Origin of the sequence: Acinetobacter sp. Gutcm_16, assembly GCF_028649355.1 — a bacterium.
GTDB classification, from domain to species: domain Bacteria; phylum Pseudomonadota; class Gammaproteobacteria; order Pseudomonadales; family Moraxellaceae; genus Acinetobacter; species Acinetobacter johnsonii.
The window spans coordinates 24943-41346 of sequence record NZ_JAQSUV010000006.1; the positions used below are offsets into that span (position 1 = coordinate 24943).

12 protein-coding genes are annotated in these 16404 nt (G+C 42.2%); 6 read left to right on the forward strand and 6 right to left on the reverse strand.

The genetic code is table 11. The annotated features are described in order from the left end of the window. Nucleotides 1-168 precede the first annotated feature (168 nt). A complete protein-coding gene (locus PTT44_RS00170; protein ID WP_435781943.1) occupies nucleotides 169-1866 on the forward strand; it encodes an NAD-dependent malic enzyme in 1698 nt (565 codons plus the stop codon). 157 nt (nucleotides 1867-2023) lie between these two features. Here PTT44_RS00170 and mnmE read toward each other — a convergent pair whose 3' ends face one another. The 5 genes from mnmE to rpmH form a co-directional block, all read right to left on the reverse strand. After that, on the reverse strand, nucleotides 2024-3379 hold the full coding sequence (mnmE, locus tag PTT44_RS00175; protein WP_168159896.1) for a tRNA uridine-5-carboxymethylaminomethyl(34) synthesis GTPase MnmE: 1356 nt from the start codon (nucleotides 3377-3379) through the stop codon (nucleotides 2024-2026). A 101-nt stretch (nucleotides 3380-3480) separates the two neighbouring features. Continuing rightward, on the reverse strand, nucleotides 3481-5244 hold the full coding sequence (gene yidC, locus PTT44_RS00180) for a membrane protein insertase YidC (protein ID WP_004697434.1): 1764 nt from the start codon (nucleotides 5242-5244) through the stop codon (nucleotides 3481-3483). Between the two features lie 5 nt (nucleotides 5245-5249). After that, nucleotides 5250-5570, reverse strand: a complete 321-nt coding sequence (yidD, locus tag PTT44_RS00185; RefSeq protein WP_004977726.1) for a membrane protein insertion efficiency factor YidD — start codon at nucleotides 5568-5570, stop codon at nucleotides 5250-5252. 9 nt (nucleotides 5571-5579) lie between these two features. Beyond that, complete coding sequence (rnpA, locus tag PTT44_RS00190) at nucleotides 5580-5969, reverse strand: ribonuclease P protein component (RefSeq protein WP_039890852.1); 390 nt, start codon at nucleotides 5967-5969, stop codon at nucleotides 5580-5582. A gap of 33 nt (nucleotides 5970-6002) precedes the next feature. Further along, complete coding sequence (gene rpmH / locus PTT44_RS00195) at nucleotides 6003-6137, reverse strand: 50S ribosomal protein L34 (protein WP_000831329.1); 135 nt, start codon at nucleotides 6135-6137, stop codon at nucleotides 6003-6005. A gap of 672 nt (nucleotides 6138-6809) precedes the next feature. Between rpmH and dnaA the strand changes: the two genes are divergently transcribed. The 5 genes from dnaA (at nucleotide 6810) to PTT44_RS00220 (ending at nucleotide 13608) form a co-directional block, all read left to right on the forward strand. Next, complete coding sequence (dnaA, locus tag PTT44_RS00200) at nucleotides 6810-8189, forward strand: chromosomal replication initiator protein DnaA (RefSeq protein WP_168159895.1); 1380 nt, start codon at nucleotides 6810-6812, stop codon at nucleotides 8187-8189. 110 nt (nucleotides 8190-8299) lie between these two features. Beyond that, nucleotides 8300-9448 carry a DNA polymerase III subunit beta gene (gene dnaN / locus PTT44_RS00205; RefSeq protein WP_159127930.1) on the forward strand — a complete coding sequence of 383 codons (1149 nt, stop codon included), beginning with the start codon at nucleotides 8300-8302 and terminating at the stop codon, nucleotides 9446-9448. Nucleotides 9449-9463: 15 nt separating this feature from the next. Continuing rightward, nucleotides 9464-10546, forward strand: a complete 1083-nt coding sequence (gene recF / locus PTT44_RS00210) for a DNA replication/repair protein RecF (protein ID WP_168159894.1) — start codon at nucleotides 9464-9466, stop codon at nucleotides 10544-10546. Between the two features lie 52 nt (nucleotides 10547-10598). After that, complete coding sequence (gene gyrB, locus PTT44_RS00215) at nucleotides 10599-13070, forward strand: DNA topoisomerase (ATP-hydrolyzing) subunit B (RefSeq protein WP_168159893.1); 2472 nt, start codon at nucleotides 10599-10601, stop codon at nucleotides 13068-13070. Between the two features lie 169 nt (nucleotides 13071-13239). Beyond that, a complete protein-coding gene (locus PTT44_RS00220; RefSeq protein ID WP_168159892.1) occupies nucleotides 13240-13608 on the forward strand; it encodes a hypothetical protein in 369 nt (122 codons plus the stop codon). Nucleotides 13609-14238: 630 nt separating this feature from the next. Here PTT44_RS00220 and PTT44_RS00225 read toward each other — a convergent pair. Next, nucleotides 14239-16179 carry an ATP-binding cassette domain-containing protein gene (locus tag PTT44_RS00225; protein WP_273795501.1) on the reverse strand — a complete coding sequence of 647 codons (1941 nt, stop codon included), beginning with the start codon at nucleotides 16177-16179 and terminating at the stop codon, nucleotides 14239-14241. Between the last annotated feature and the right edge of the window lie 225 nt (nucleotides 16180-16404).

The window sequence follows — 16404 nt, forward strand, 5'->3', positions numbered from 1 at the left end:
CTATCTCTCTTTATTTTAACTCTAAGCCTGCATTTGGTCAGACACATCACAGCCAAATCAGGCATTTCTCTTCACTTGTGTCCCTATTCACCACAACGTCTCGACGTTTAATCCATACTTCTTTCAGCAGAATACGGACATTGCAATCGATGTAACGAGATCAAGCTCATGATGGATCATGTAACCATAAAAAAACCGCTCTATATTCCCTATGCAGCTCATTCACTTTTAGAACTGCCGTTGTTGAATAAAGGAGCTGCATTTTCAATACAAGAACGCAATACCTTCAATTTACACGGCCTAATTCCACACGTGATCGAAACCATTGAGGAACAAAGTCGCCGCTCCTATCAGCAGTATTTATCTTTTAATGATGACATCAACAAACATATCTATTTACGCAATATCCAAGATACCAACGAAACTCTGTTTTACCATCTGCTCAAACATCACTTAAGTGAAATGATGCCGATCATTTACACCCCAACTGTGGGTGAGGCCTGCCAACGTTTTTCCGATATTTATCGCCGACATCGTGGCATTTTTATTTCCTACCCAGATCGCGCGCATATTGATGAAATTCTACACAACGTGAACCGCAAAAATGTCAAAGTTATCGTGATGACCGATGGAGAGCGGATCTTAGGTCTTGGGGATCAAGGCATTGGCGGCATGGGGATTCCCATTGGTAAACTGTCGCTTTATACCGCCTGTGGAGGCATCAGTCCAGCCTATACTTTGCCTATTACGCTGGATGTTGGGACCAATAACCAACAGTTACGCAACGATCCGCTGTATTTGGGTTGGAACCACCCCCGTATTAGTGGCAATGAATACAATCAATTTATCGATGATGTGATTCGTGCCATTCAACGACGCTGGCCGAAAGCCCTGATTCAGTTTGAAGATTTTGCTCAACAAAATGCCATGCCTTTACTAACTACCTACCGTGAACAAATCTGTTGTTTTAATGATGATATTCAAGGTACGGCGGCTGTGGCGTTAGCTAGCCTGATTGCAGCATCTCATGTGGTGAAAAAGCAGGTCAAAGATCAAACGATTGTTATTTTAGGTGCAGGTTCAGCAGGCTGTGGTATTGCGGAACAAATTATTGCACAAATGAAAATTGAAGGGCTCAGCGACCTTGAAGCACGCTCACGTCTTTATTTGGTAGATCGCTTTGGTTTAATGACTGAACAGCAGCCCAACTTACTCGATTTTCAAAGCAAGTTGGCTCAGCCTTTGCGTGCCATTGAGACATGGGCAAATGTAGCGCCAGAGATTTCTCTGCTCGAAGTCATTCAACATGCCAAACCCACAGTATTAATCGGAGTTTCAGGACAAACTGGCTTATTTAGCGAAGAGATTATTCGCACACTGGCTGGAAACTGTGAGCGCCCGATCGTCTTTCCCTTGTCCAATCCCACTTCTCAGGTCGAAGCGCTCCCCGCAGATATTATTCAATGGACAGAGGGTAAAGCCTTAATCGCAACAGGCAGTCCATTTGCACCAGTACACCATCAGGGCCATATTTACCCCATTGCTCAGTGCAATAATGCTTATATTTTTCCTGGGGTTGGTCTAGGTGTCATTGCCGCAGGTGCGAAAAGCGTGACCGACCGAATGCTAATGGCAGCGAGTAATGCACTAGCCAGCTGTTCACCCATGCTGAAAAACCCAGACCATGATTTGCTGCCAAGTATTGATGCCATTCAGGACATCTCTAAAATTATCGCCTTGCAGGTGGGGCTTGCCGCGATACGGGAGGGGGTTGCCCCACTGATGGATCAAGCGAGCTTACAAAAAGCCATTGAGGCGCATATGTGGAAACCCGAGTATCGGGATTACCGACGAATTACCTTTTGATTGGCTTCTTACAGCATAGGAGTCTCATAAATTTTTGTGCCAAAGAGAAGCTCAATAGCAGCACTAGCCATCCTATGTATAAAAAAGCATCCAGCCTTTAAAACTGAGTGCTTTTTATATCCATCTTCCTAAATAGGCACGATGCTAAATGTCGGCATTATTTTCCAATACAGAACGATCCAAAAATTTTCCCAAGCAAATCATCCGCACTAAAATCCCCTGTAATTTCACCGAGGGCATTTTGCGCCAGACGTAGCGACTCTGCGACCAACTCACCTGCGTTATACACCACCAATTGTTCACGCGCTTCAGCAAGGTAAAGCTGAGTGCGTTTCATTGCGTCTAAATGGCGTGTACGTGCAATAAAGGTATCTTCTTCAGGCTGGAAGCCTGCATGCGCTGTAATCGCTTCTATGAGCGCTTGAACGCCAGTTTCTTGCTTTGCCGAAACCATAATATGACGGAAGCCGTTAAAGTCTTCGATATGCGATGTCGTTTTCATCAAATCACACTTATTGCCAATCAGCATTAAACGTTTCGGTTCAATATGCTCAGCAAAATATTCTTGCGCCAGTTTAAGTGGGTCTTCGCCTTGGCTTAAGTCATAAACCAAAAGTAACAGATCAGCTTGCTCAATTTCTTTAATGGCACGACGAATCCCTTCTTTTTCTACAATATCACCGGTTTCACGTAAACCAGCGGTATCGGTTAAGGTAATGGGTAAGCCATTCAGGGTAATTTTTTCATGTAAGACATCCCGCGTCGTACCTGCAATATCCGTCACAATGGCGCGTTCAATGCCTGCTAATGCATTGAGCAGTGATGACTTGCCCGCATTCGGTTTTCCTGCAATTACCACCTGTAAACCTTCACGCAGCAACTGTCCTTGACGAGCCGATTGTTGCACTTGATTCACAGCAGACGTAACGCCATCTAAAAGATTTAAAATTTTCCCGTCCGCGAGAAAATCAATTTCTTCTTCAGGAAAATCAATCGCAGCTTCCACATGCAAACGTAGATGAATCAATTGCTCCAACACGCGATTTACTTTAGTTGAAAATGCGCCTTGTAATGAACGTACTGCAGAACGAGCAGCCGCTTGAGACGTCGCGTCAATCAAGTCAGCGATTGCTTCAGCCTGTACCAAATCCAGTTTGCCATTTTCAAAAGCACGCATAGAAAACTCACCCGCTTTTGCTGCAATCGCACCGAGCTCCAACAAACGCCCCAGTAAAGCATTTTGAATGACAGGGCCACCGTGACCTTGCAACTCAACCACATCTTCACCAGTAAACGAGTTCGGGTTCGGAAAACAAAGCGCTAAGCCCTCATCCATCACCTCGCCAGACGCATCATAAAACTGGCGAAAACCAGCAAAACGCGCTTTCGGTAATTCTTTTTGAGTCAAGGCCTGTGCAATCTCATATGACTTGGGACCAGATAGGCGAATGACCCCCACACCACCACGCCCAGGTGGTGTTGCAATGGCAGCAATCGTGGTTCGGTTGTACATAACATTCACCTAAAAAATCTTAAAAGTCACACAATGAAAAATCCGCCTAAGATTACCATCTTAAGCGGATTTATTCAGCTTTTCGCGAAAAGTTGCCTCGATTAACTCGACGCACTTTCCTTATTCAAGCGGTCTTTTTCAACAGATTTGTTGATCAAAGTCTGCTGAATAATCGTGATACTGTTGTTGACAATCCAGTACAACACGAGACCCGCAGGGAAGAACAACATAAAGACTGTGAAAACAATCGGCATGATTTTGAAAACTTTCGCTTGCATTGGATCAGCCGGTTGTGGATTTAAAGACTGCTGAATGAACATCGTTGCGCCCATTAGCAGCGGTAAAATAAACCACGGATCCATCGCTGACAAATCTTGAATCCAAAGTAACCATGGCGCATGACGAAGCTCAACAGACTCCATCAACACCCAGTACAACGCAAGGAAGATTGGCATTTGTAATAACAATGGCAAACAACCCGCAAGCGGATTGACTTGTTCACGTTTATACAGTGCCATCATTTCTTGAGAGAAGCGCATACGGTCTTCACCGAACTCTTCTTTCATACGCTGCATTTCAGGTGCAATAACACGCATTTTCGCCATTGAGCGATAGCTCTTAGACGACAATGGCCAAAGAATCAGTTTCACCAAGACCGTTAACAAAATAATTGCCCAGCCCCAGTTACCCACTAAACCGTGGAAGAACTCAAGACCCAAGAACAATAATTTCGCAATTGGCCATAACCAACCGTAATCAACAGTTTGGTTTAAACCTGTTGCAAGCTCTTTTAACTCAGATTGAACTTTAGGACCTGAATAGAAAGTCGCATCAATCTCAGCCACTGTACCGGCAGGCACAGTAATCGTCGGCGAAGTAAAACCAATGATATTCATATCATCCGTTGACTTACGCGACTCTAATTTCGCGACATAAGGTTGACCATTAGCTTGCGTCAATTTTAAGTCACCAGGAATCCAAGCACTCACAAAGTAGTGCTGAACCATAGCAACCCAGCCGCCTTTCGCTTCAACATTCAATTTTTCTTCATTGAAGTTAGCAAATTTAAGCTTGTTATAATGTTCTTCAGGCGAACCCCAAGCACCACCTAAGAAAGTGCCCAGCGTGAAAATACCTTGATCCGATTTGCCTGGATCATCAGAGTTGTCACGTTTGAGTTGACCAAACATTTGACCCTGCCAGTTTTGACCACTGCGGTTCACCACTTTATGGTTCACAACAACAGGATATTCACCTTGCTTAAAGGTAAAGGTTTTAATGATTTCCACACCATCAGCTGTTTTCAGTACCATCGGTACGGTTAACACTTTGATGCTTTTTCCATCTTCAGTTTGAACCGCTTTGGCATCATTTAATGTATAAGCAGATTTTTCAATCTCATACATTGGACGACCGCTACGGTTACTGTCTGGACCATTAAGACCAATTAAACCAGACTGCGCCACATAAGTACGTTTTGCATCACTTTCAAGCATGACAAATGCTTCGTTACTGTCTTTGCTCTTGTCATGGTTTAACAATTCAATACGAACAATATCACCACCTTTAGGATTAATCCAAAGATGATAAAGGTCAGTTTGTACTGAAATAAGCTGTTGATTTACAGATGCTTTTGCTTCTGTAGCTGGTTGCTGAGTCGCGATATTTGCTTGTGGCATATCAGACGCTGCTGAAGCCGTTTGAGCATTTGGCAAATCTGCAGATACTTCATGTGAAACTGCTGCAGCCTGTTGTGGCTGTGGCTGAGTCTCAGCATGTCCATAATCTTTTTGCCAAGCCAAAATGAGCAAATAAGCGACAACAAACATGGCCCCGAGAATGGCAAACCTGGCCCATTGTTGCATATCGATTACCCCAAGTGGTTAGAGTGATTTTGGTTCAAGAAACAATCACGAAAGGGTACAGCAACCAGATGCTTTTGAGAATCTATTTGCTGAAAAGAGATAAAACGAATCCTTTTGTTTGGAACAGGGTCATACCCCGATCCACCCCAAGGATGACAACGGCAAATACGTTTAGTAGCCAACCACACACCACGCACAGCACCATGTGTATGGACTGCTTCCAATGAATATTGAGAACATGTAGGGATATAACGACAACGCGGTCCAAGTAAAGGACTAATCGCAATTTGATAAAATCGAATTAACCAATGCAGTAACCGGACCATTGGCCATCTCTACTTTTGCAGGGAGGGAGCTATTTTTTGATGCTTTTTGGCAAGACGTTGTAATTTTTGCCAAGCAAATTGTAATTGCTGGTGCAACTCTGCATTAGGCACTGTTTCTATCCCCATTTTAGGCATAACCACAATATCTAAAGTTAATTGCTGTTGATGCAAGCGAAAACTTTCGCGAGCCAAACGTTTTACTCTATTTCTTTCGTGTGCACGACGCACTTTCTTTTTAGCAACAACAATACCCAAACGACTTTGAGGTTGTTCGGTCAGTTTTGCTAGAAATAAGAAATGGGGCTGATGCACTTTAAAAAGCGCACCATCGAAGACACTTTTATAATCGGCAGCACAGCGAATACGAACCTCTGTGCTGAAGCCATAAAGTGTAGTCATAACACCCAAAATCGTTTAAGCGTTAACTATTGATTAAACAGTTAAGCTGTGACGACCTTTTGCACGACGACGAGCTAATACTTGGCGACCAGCTTTAGTAGCCATACGAGCACGGAAACCATGAACGCGCTTACGCTTTAATTCAGATGGTTGGAATGTACGTTTCATATCGAAACTCCAAAAATGATCATTCAATGAAGGTTCGCGAGTTTAGTGTTCATTGCTTGAGCTGTCAATGGAAAACCGATTTTCTTGTGAAATTAAGCCTTTTTATTTGTAACAGCAGCTTGAACTTGCTCTTTTCTCGAAAACATTTAAACAACTGCACTTTTTTCTTATACACAACCTAGATTATTGTTTATTAAAGTGATATAAGTTACCAACAAGATTACCCACACAATTATCCACAAGTCTTTAAATTCACTTGCTGTGCATGTTTTTAAATTTAAATTCATTTTGGATCTCCAGTTATCCCCAGAAAACAGGTCTCTTATAAATAAATTCAAATTTATAAATTTAAATTTATTACTATTAGGGCGGTCTTTTTCTGTGGAAATGACGATTTTTTAATTATAAAACAATAAAATATGGTGTGGATAAGATTGTTTTTATAAAATTAATAGTTTGTGGATAACTTTATGCTATATTCTATCCACAGTTTGCGGATAAACTTATCCACACCAGTATTTGAATTTAAATTTATTTTCATAAGCAGGCTTTTTGAGCAATATCTGCAGAATTTTCCATGACAGATGTGGATAACTTGGTTAGAATGGCGACCCGCTTCGGTGGGTACATAGTGTTTTTATTAATTATCGATGGAATGAATAGGGGTTTCACATGCTTTGGACGGACTGCTTAACTCGCTTGCGACAAGAGCTATCTGGGAATGTCTTTACAATGTGGATACGCCCTTTAGTTGCAGAAGAGTTAAATGACACACTACGTCTTTATGCTCCCAATCCCTATTGGACACGTTACATTCAAGAACATCACCTAGAATTGATTACAATTTTAGTGGAGCAGCTCTCTGAAGGGCGTGTACGTAAAGTTGAAATTTTAGTCGATTCACGTCCAGGTGCAATTTTATCCGCGAGTGAGCAACCTGCAACGACGACTGCTGCTTTAGAGTCTGCTCCAGCACCTGTTGTACGTCCGAAAAAAGAAAAAGAAGAAGGTAATTCTAAAAACAACCGTAAACGTCAGTTAAATCCCTTATTTTCCTTCTCACTTTTTGTGGAAGGTCGTTCAAACCAAATGGCTGCTGAAACATGTCGTAAGGTTTTAACCCAGTTAGGTGCTTCTCAGCACAATCCCTTATTTTTATATGGCCCCACTGGTTTAGGTAAAACACACTTAATGCAAGCAGTGGGGAATGCCTTGTTGCAAGCCAAACCCAATGCACGTGTCATGTATATGACGGCAGAGAGCTTTGTTCAAGATTTTGTTAGTTCTTTACAACAAGGCAAAGTGGAAGAATTTAAGAAAAATTGTCGATCGTTAGATCTATTGTTGGTCGATGATATTCATTTACTGGCGGGTAAAGAGGCGAGTTTAGTTGAGTTTTTCTATACTTTTAACGCACTTTTAGACGAATCTAAGCAAATTATTCTGACTTCAGATCGCTATCCAAAAGAATTAACGGAATTGGATCCACGTTTGGTTTCACGCTTTTCTTGGGGTTTGTCTGTTGGGGTTGAGCCACCTGATATTGAAACCCGTATTGAAATTTTGCTGAAAAAAGCAGAAAGCAATGATGTGGAATTACCGAGAAACTGTGCGTTATTTATTGCGCAACAAGTGGTTGCAAACGTACGTGAATTGGAAGGTGCACTGAATAAAGTGGTGGCCATTTCACGTTTTAAGGGTACAGCTATTGATTTGGATGTTGTGCGTGAGTCATTAAAAGACGTCTTGGCCATTCGTGCACGAACCATCAGTACTGAAAATATTCAACGTGTGGTGAGTGAGTACTTTAGAATCCCACTCAAAGAGTTGGTTGGGCCTAAACGTACCCGTATTTATGCTCGTCCGCGCCAATTGGCAATGGGTTTGGCACGTGAGCTAACGGGAGATAGTTTCCCTGAAATTGGTATGGCTTTTGGCGGCCGAGATCACAGTACCGTCATGCATGCTTGTGAAAAAGTTTTAAGTCTGCGCGATGAAGATCCGATCTTCAATGAGGACTATAAAAACTTGCAACGTTTGCTGCAAAGTTAAGCAAAATTGCTCAAATTCTATTCTTGCAATGCGGCATGTTCTGCCGCATAGTACACTGCTAAAAACACATTTATTTATTATTTTATCTTCAGTTTTTCGAGGAATGTATCGTGCGTTTAAAAATCGCGAAAGAAAGCTTACTTAATGTTCTATCACATGTCGTAGGAGCGGTTGAACGTCGCCATACTTTAAATATTCTCTCAAATGTTAAAGTACAAGTAAGCCAAGCGTCGTTGACGATCACAGGTTCAGACTTAGAAGTCGAATTGGTTGCAAGTACCCCTCTTGCAGAAGGGGCGTGTTTACAAGCGGGTGAAACCACGGTTCCTGCACGTAAGTTGATGGATATTTGTAAATCTTTACCGACTGCTGCACTGATAGACTTACAAATTACTGAAGATCAACGTTGTATTTTAAAGTCTGGTAATAGCCGTTTTGTGTTGGGGACTTTACCGGCTGAAGATTACCCGTTATTGACCACAGAGAACACGCAAGGCACGCAAGTTGCGGTGACACAGCGTGAATTAAAGCGCCTATTTGAAAAAACTGCATTTGCTATGGCTGTGCAGGATGTGCGTTTTTATCTCACGGGAACCTTGCTTGAAATTGATAATAATCAATTGCGTGCAGTGACCACAGACGGCCACCGCTTAGCTCTGTGTGAAACTGTTGCTAGCTCAAATGCTACTCAATTGATTCAAGCGATTGTTCCACGTAAAGCGGTGGGTGAACTACAGCGTTTATTGAGCATTGAAGATGAACAATTGGCGTTGTTGATTGGTCGTGAACTATTGAATGTGACCATTTCTATTGCCAGCCGTGACAAAGAACAAGGGGATACAACGGTTCGTTTCACCACTAAACTGATTGACGGTAAATTCCCTGATTATCGTCGTGTGATTCCACGTGGTGGGGATAAAAATGTGTTAATTGCACATGATGTCTTTAAGCAATCTTTACAACGTGTTTCGATTTTAAGTAATGAAAAACTACGTGGTGTGTTCTTAAACTTTGCCGCAGATACTTTGCAGCTACGTGCCAATAACCCAGAGCAAGACGAAGCCGTAGAAGATTTGGCGATTCAATATAATAATGCGCCAATGGAAATGTCTTTTAATGCCCAATACATATTGGAAGTCTTAGGCGCATTGGATGGTGATGATGTGTCAATGACGATGACCGAAGCAAATCAATCGGTTCTAGTGCAAGATCCAGCTCATCAAGATCAGACCTATGTGGTCATGCCAATGCGTGTTTAAGCCCTAGGTTCAGGCATGCAAATCACGCGTTTAAACATCGAACGTGTTCGAAATCTCAGAACGGTTGCTCTCCATGGATTGCAACCGTTTAATGTTTTTTATGGACAAAATGGTTCAGGTAAAACCTCAATTTTAGAAGCCATTCATCTGTTGGCGACAGGACGTTCCTTTCGGACCCATATTCCGAAACACTATATTCAAACCGATACCCACGACGCGATTGTCTTTGCCCAATCCAGTTCTGAAAAAATTGGGATGCAAAAGCTGTTGTCTGGTGAACAGCTCATCAAGGTCAATGGCGACAACATTGCCACTCAAGGTCAGTTGGCTAAGATTCTTCCTTTACAACTGATTGATCCGCAAAGTACCGATATTATTGATCATGGTGCTAAGCCTAGACGGCAACTATTAGATTGGCTGATGTTCCACGTGGAACCTGAGTTTTATCATGCATGGCAATATTATTCACGAGCATTAAAACAGCGTAATAGTTTACTAAAAACACGACGGAATCTAAGTCTGGCAGATTTGGAGCCGTGGAACAAAATGCTCAGTGATTATGGGGAAATGCTGCATTCGCAGCGCGTCAGCATTGTGGAGCAGTGGAAGGGCTTTTTTGAGCAAGATTTAAAACACCTGCTGCCAGATATCGAGGTTCAGTTAGAATATAGCCCTGGCTTTCATACCGAGTTAGGGTTACTGAATGACCTGCAAAGTCATCATCAAAAAGACCTTGAACGGCGATATACCGAGTATGGTCCACACAAGGCAGATTTGCGTTTAAAAACAAGCCTTGGCGATGCCGATGTCGTGCTGTCACGTGGACAAAAAAAGCTGTTAATCATAGCCTTAAAACTGTCACAGATTGCAATGCTACATGCTTGTAATAAGGAAACTGTGGTATTATTAGATGATCTGACAGCAGAATTAGATTTAACAGCACAACAACGTTTAATTGAGCGATTGAGCCAACTGGGTAGTCAAGTTTTTATTACCACTTTAGAGTATGAATCAGTCAAAAATCACTTACATGATTTATCTATTTCTTATCAATTATTCTGTGTTGAAAACGGTCAAGTTCAAGTTGTCGCACAATGATTTTAGATTTTACCCATCACGGGATAGACCTATTTTTCGCTAGGGAGAAACCATGAGTTCAGAAGATCAACAAGCTGCTTCTCAAACGGAACAAACCACAGAAAAAGCTTATGATTCCTCTAGTATCAAAGTATTACGTGGATTGGATGCAGTACGTAAACGTCCGGGTATGTATATTGGTGATACGGATGATGGTTCGGGCTTACACCATATGGTGTTTGAGGTGGTGGATAATGCGATCGATGAGGCGCTTGCAGGTCACTGTGATGAAATTTTGGTGACGATTCACGAAGATGAATCTGTAAGCGTATCGGACAATGGGCGCGGTATTCCGACCGATATTCACCCTGAAGAAGGGGTTTCTGCCGCAGAAGTGATTTTAACCATTCTGCACGCAGGTGGTAAGTTTGATGACAATAGCTACAAGGTTTCAGGTGGTCTACATGGTGTAGGCGTATCTGTAGTGAATGCCTTGTCACGTAAGTTGGAACTGACGATTCATCGTGCAGGTCATATTCATCAACAAGAATATAAACACGGTGATCCTGTTTACCCATTGACTGTTGTGGGGGATACGGATACCACAGGGACAACTGTCCGTTTTTGGCCAAGTGCTGAAACTTTTAGCCAAACCATTTTCAATGTTGATATTTTGGCACGTCGTTTACGTGAATTGTCTTTCTTAAACGCGGGCGTGCGCATTGTTTTGCGTGACGAGCGTATTCATGCAGAACATGTGTTTGACTACGAAGGCGGTCTGTCTGAGTTTGTGAAATATATTAACCAAGGCAAAACCCATCTGAATGACATTTTCCATTTCACCGTACAGGCTGAAAATGGCATTGGTGTTGAAGTGGCGTTGCAGTGGAATGATACCTATCAAGAAAACGTACGTTGCTTTACCAACAACATTCCACAAAAAGATGGTGGAACGCATTTAGCAGGTTTCCGTGCGGCATTAACGCGTGGTCTAAACAGCTACATGGAAAACGAAAACTTACTCAAAAAAGAGAAAGTAGCGGTTTCTGGTGATGATGCACGTGAAGGTTTAACTGCGATTGTTTCAGTGAAAGTGCCTGATCCGAAATTCTCTTCACAAACTAAAGAAAAGTTGGTTTCAAGTGAAGTGAAACCTGCGGTTGAACAGGCAATGAATAAATCATTCTCTGAATATTTGCTTGAAAACCCGCAAGCTGCAAAATCAATTGCAGGCAAAATCATTGATGCGGCTCGTGCTCGTGATGCAGCACGTAAAGCGCGTGAAATGACGCGTCGTAAAAGTGCATTAGACATTGCAGGCTTACCAGGTAAACTCGCAGATTGCCAAGAAAAAGATCCAGCATTGTCTGAATTGTATCTAGTCGAGGGTGACTCTGCAGGCGGTTCAGCTAAGCAAGGTCGTAACCGTAAGATGCAAGCGATTTTACCGTTGAAAGGTAAAATCCTAAACGTAGAACGTGCGCGTTTTGACAAGATGATTTCATCTCAAGAGGTTGGCACGCTGATTACGGCATTGGGTTGTGGTATTGGTCGTGAAGAGTACAATCCGGACAAACTACGTTATCACAAGATCATCATCATGACCGATGCTGACGTAGATGGTTCGCACATTCGTACCCTATTGTTGACCTTCTTCTTCCGTCAAATGCCTGAACTGGTGGAACGTGGTTATATCTATATTGCTCAACCACCACTGTATAAGCTGAAAAAAGGCAAGCAAGAGCAATATCTGAAAGATAATGATGCGCTTGAAACTTATTTAATTTCAAACGCGATTGATGAGCTTGAATTGCATATCAGTGCTGCTGCACCTGCAATCCGTGGTGAAGCTTTGGCGAATGTGATTGCAGATTATCAAACGTCTCAGAAGAGCCTACAGCGTTTAACTGTACGTTATCCTGCCAGTGTCTTAGATGCGTTGATTTCGGTTGAAGGCTTTAAGCTTGATCAAAACCATGACCGAGCTTATGTCGAGCAGTGGGCTGAACAAGTGCGCAGTGCTGTGGCAGAGATTCAACCGAGCTTGCGTCCAGAGTTAAGCTTAGAAACGTTTGAAAAACAGCTAGCAGATGGTCAAAAAATCGAGACTTACTTGCCTCGTATCACCATCTATGTACACAATCTACCACACAGCTATTTATTAGATGCAGGCTTATTGGGTTCTGGTGAATATGCACGTTTGTTGAAGAACTCTAAGAGCTGGTTTACGCTGCTTGAAGATGGCGCATACCTACAAAAAGGTGATCGCAAAATTGCAGTCACTAGCTTCCATCAGGTATGGCAACATATTTTATCTGATTCCCGTCGTGGCATGATGATTCAACGCTATAAAGGCTTGGGTGAGATGAATGCGGAGCAGCTTTGGGAAACTACCATGGATCCTGAAAACCGCAACATGTTGCAAGTTACTATTCAGGATGCGATTGAAGCCGATCGTATGTTCTCTTGTTTGATGGGTGATGATGTGGAGCCACGTCGTGCATTTATTGAAGAAAATGCACTGAATGCGGATATTGATGCCTAAGTGCTTTACAAAATGAGCCATAAAAGCACCCTACGGGGTGCTTTTTTTTACAGCATTTTTTATGATTTTGAATAAAATATAAACAGTGCATACTGTTATTAAACTGACTTATAGCGATGTCATGATGTGAGTATCAAGTCTTTTGCACAGTGCAAAATGTGAGGTCATTATGATGGATAATCAACTAGAACAAGTACGCGACATTTGGGTGAATGCATTTTTTACGGGTAATTATGAGGTTTTAGCTCAATATGAAGATGAGCATTTTAAAGTGGTCTATGAACAAGCTGATCGTGTAGAGAGTAACTATACGCGCTATGAAAAGATCGCGCATGCTGTGAAAAATGGCGTTTGGAAACCTCAAAAACCCGACGTCGAATTTGAAGAATTTGAGTTTAATCGTGACCAAACACGCTGTCAGGTGTTGATCGGTTTGGTTGAAAATCGCCAACAAATCCAAGAAACATGGGTCTTTGATCAGGGATGGAAAATACAAGAATTACGTTTTTTAAAGGCACAAAGAGCTGCATTAAATTAAGGAAAAGGAGCGTAAAAAAGAGGATGGATTTGCCTAAAACAACTGGATAAATAAACAGCACTGGCCTGTGGATAAATAAAAATAGCACTTTATATCAGCTGCTAAAATACGTATAATTTTATCCACAGCTGTTTTAAGTGCGGTCTTTAAATTTAAAACTCTGCCTTATTTTTAAATTTAAATCAGATCTTTTAAATTTATTCCCTCTTTTTAAATTCAAAACTTGTTGTCTTGAAAGGTGTATGTCTGCACATGATGGAGATTCGCTGTCTGTTGTGAAGATTATATTTGGCTTTAAGCTGTGAAATGCATGGAAATAGGGCTGTATATAGTTGAATATTCAATTAATTAAGCTAAATTAAACAATCTTGTTTTTTGCTTTTTAAGAATTTCTAAATAATAAAAATCAATCAATTTATCGCTTTATTTATTAAGCAATAATTTTAATTTCAATCACTTATATTTTTAAAATGCTCAGACTATGCGTGTCTTATTGAATTACATGTATAGACCGAAAGGCATGTTTTTGGAAATCGATTGGTGTTGCAGCAAAGTAAATCAATCAAAATGGTTAAGACATAAAAATGCCCGCGATGCATAAACATGGCGGGCAGGGTGTATGAGGAAAGATTATTCGTTTTCGAATGAGCTTTCGAGCTCCTCAAGCTCCATCATCAGCTCTAGCATTTGTTCTTCTGCTTCACTGATTTGGCTTTTAAGTTCGGTTTGCTCATTCATCAGTTTCATGAGTTCATCTTTGCGTGCAGCGTCATATAGGCCAGCATCACCGAGTAAACTTTCGATGTCGAGTAAACGTGGCTGGTGTTTTGCCAGCAGACTTTCACATTTTTCGATGTTTTTACGAATCGGGCGCGTTTGTTCACGGCGTTGTGCGGCCAATTTACGCTGTGCTTCTTTATCAACCTTTGAAACCATAGTTTTTTGAGTGCTGACTTTAGATACGATCGGCGCTACGATTCCGCCTTGTTTAATCATTTCTAGGCGCGCTTGGCGTAACCAGTTGGCATAATCGTGAAGATCGCCTTCAAATTCGGTGGATTTTCCAGCATGGACTAAAATGAGGTCATCACACACGCTGGCAATCAGTTGGCGTTCGTGTGAAACCAAGACCACAGCACCTTCATAGTCTTGTAAAGCCATGGTCAGCGCATGGCGCATATCTAAGTCTAAATGGTTGGTCGGTTCATCTAGAATCAAGACATTAGGACGTAACCACACGATTAAAGCCAATGCCAAACGCGCACGTTCACCACCTGAGAAGCTCTCGCAAGGGGTATCCATTCGCTCGCCACTAAAGCCGAAACTGCCTAAAAAGGCACGTAAGGTCGCTTCACTGATTTTTTTATCCGCAATCCGTGCCAATTGCAGCATTGGGCTGGCCGACTCATCCAGTGAATCCATTTGATGCTGTGCAAAATAGCCAATATTCAGCAGTTCTGAGGCTTTGCGTTGTCCTGCCAATAAAGGTAAATCACCAACCAAAGATTTGATTAAAGTTGATTTACCTGCACCATTCATCCCCAATAAGCCAATTCGGCTCGTCGGGGTGATTTGTATATTGATATTGGTGGCAATCAGTTTGTCGCCATAACCAATATCAGCCTGCTCTAAAGTCAGCAGTGGTGAACTCATTTTGGTGGGTTCACGGAAGCTAAAGGTAAACGGGGTGTCGACATGCGCAGGGGCCAGCAGCTGCATCCGTTCCAATTGTTTAATTCGGCTTTGTGCCTGACGTGCTTTAGTGGCTTGGGCTTTAAAACGGTCAATATATTTTTGAATATGTACCCGTGTTTCGAGCTGTTTTTCATAGGCTTGTTGTTGTTGTGCTAAACGTTCTGCACGAGTGGTTTCAAAGGTGGAATAGTTGCCGCTATAGAGGGTGAGTTCTTGATTTTCGATATGTAAAATACGGTTGGTAATGGCATCTAAGAAATCACGGTCATGCGAAATTAAAATCAGGGTGCCCGTATAGGCATTTAACCAATCTTCTAACCATAAAATAGCATCGAGATCTAAGTGGTTGGTCGGTTCATCCAGTAATAATAGATCCGAACGGCTCATCAGGGTACGCGCTAAGTTTAAACGCATTCGCCATCCACCAGAGAAACTCGAAACCAAGAGTTGGTTTTGATGTTCCATAAAACCCAGACCCGCCATAAGCTGAGCGGCTTTAGCGGGCGCGGAATAACCGTTAATTTCGTCGAATCGGCCATGTAAATCAGCCAGTTCAGTGTCAGTTAACTGTTCAGGATGGTTGAGCTGTTGTTGAATGTTCCAATATTCTTCATCACCGGTCAGGACGAAATCAATCGCGGCCATATCTAAGGCTTTTACTTCCTGTGCCATGTGTGCCACCGTCCATACGGCAGGGCGGCTTAGGGTGCCATCATCAGGACCTATCGAGCCTAAGAGCGCAGCAAACAGGGTTGATTTTCCAGCACCGTTGACACCGGTGAGACCAACTTTCCAACCCGGATGGATTTGCATGGATGCTTTTTGAAATAACACTCGTCCACCACGGCGCAATGAAACTTGATCAAGCTGAATCATGGAACTATCAAATATCAGAAAAAGGTGCGCCTATTCTAATGGATGCGTCAGCAAAAGACTAAACATTCAAAATTTATCTGAACTGAAATCTCTAAGCGTTTCTTTTAAGGGGGGGATGAAACCATTTGACCTTTGGTCGGAAAGCTAAAAATTGACCTTTTTTGACCTATATTGAGGAATAGCACACAGATATATTTTCCCAGTAAAACAAAAATATGAAGGGAT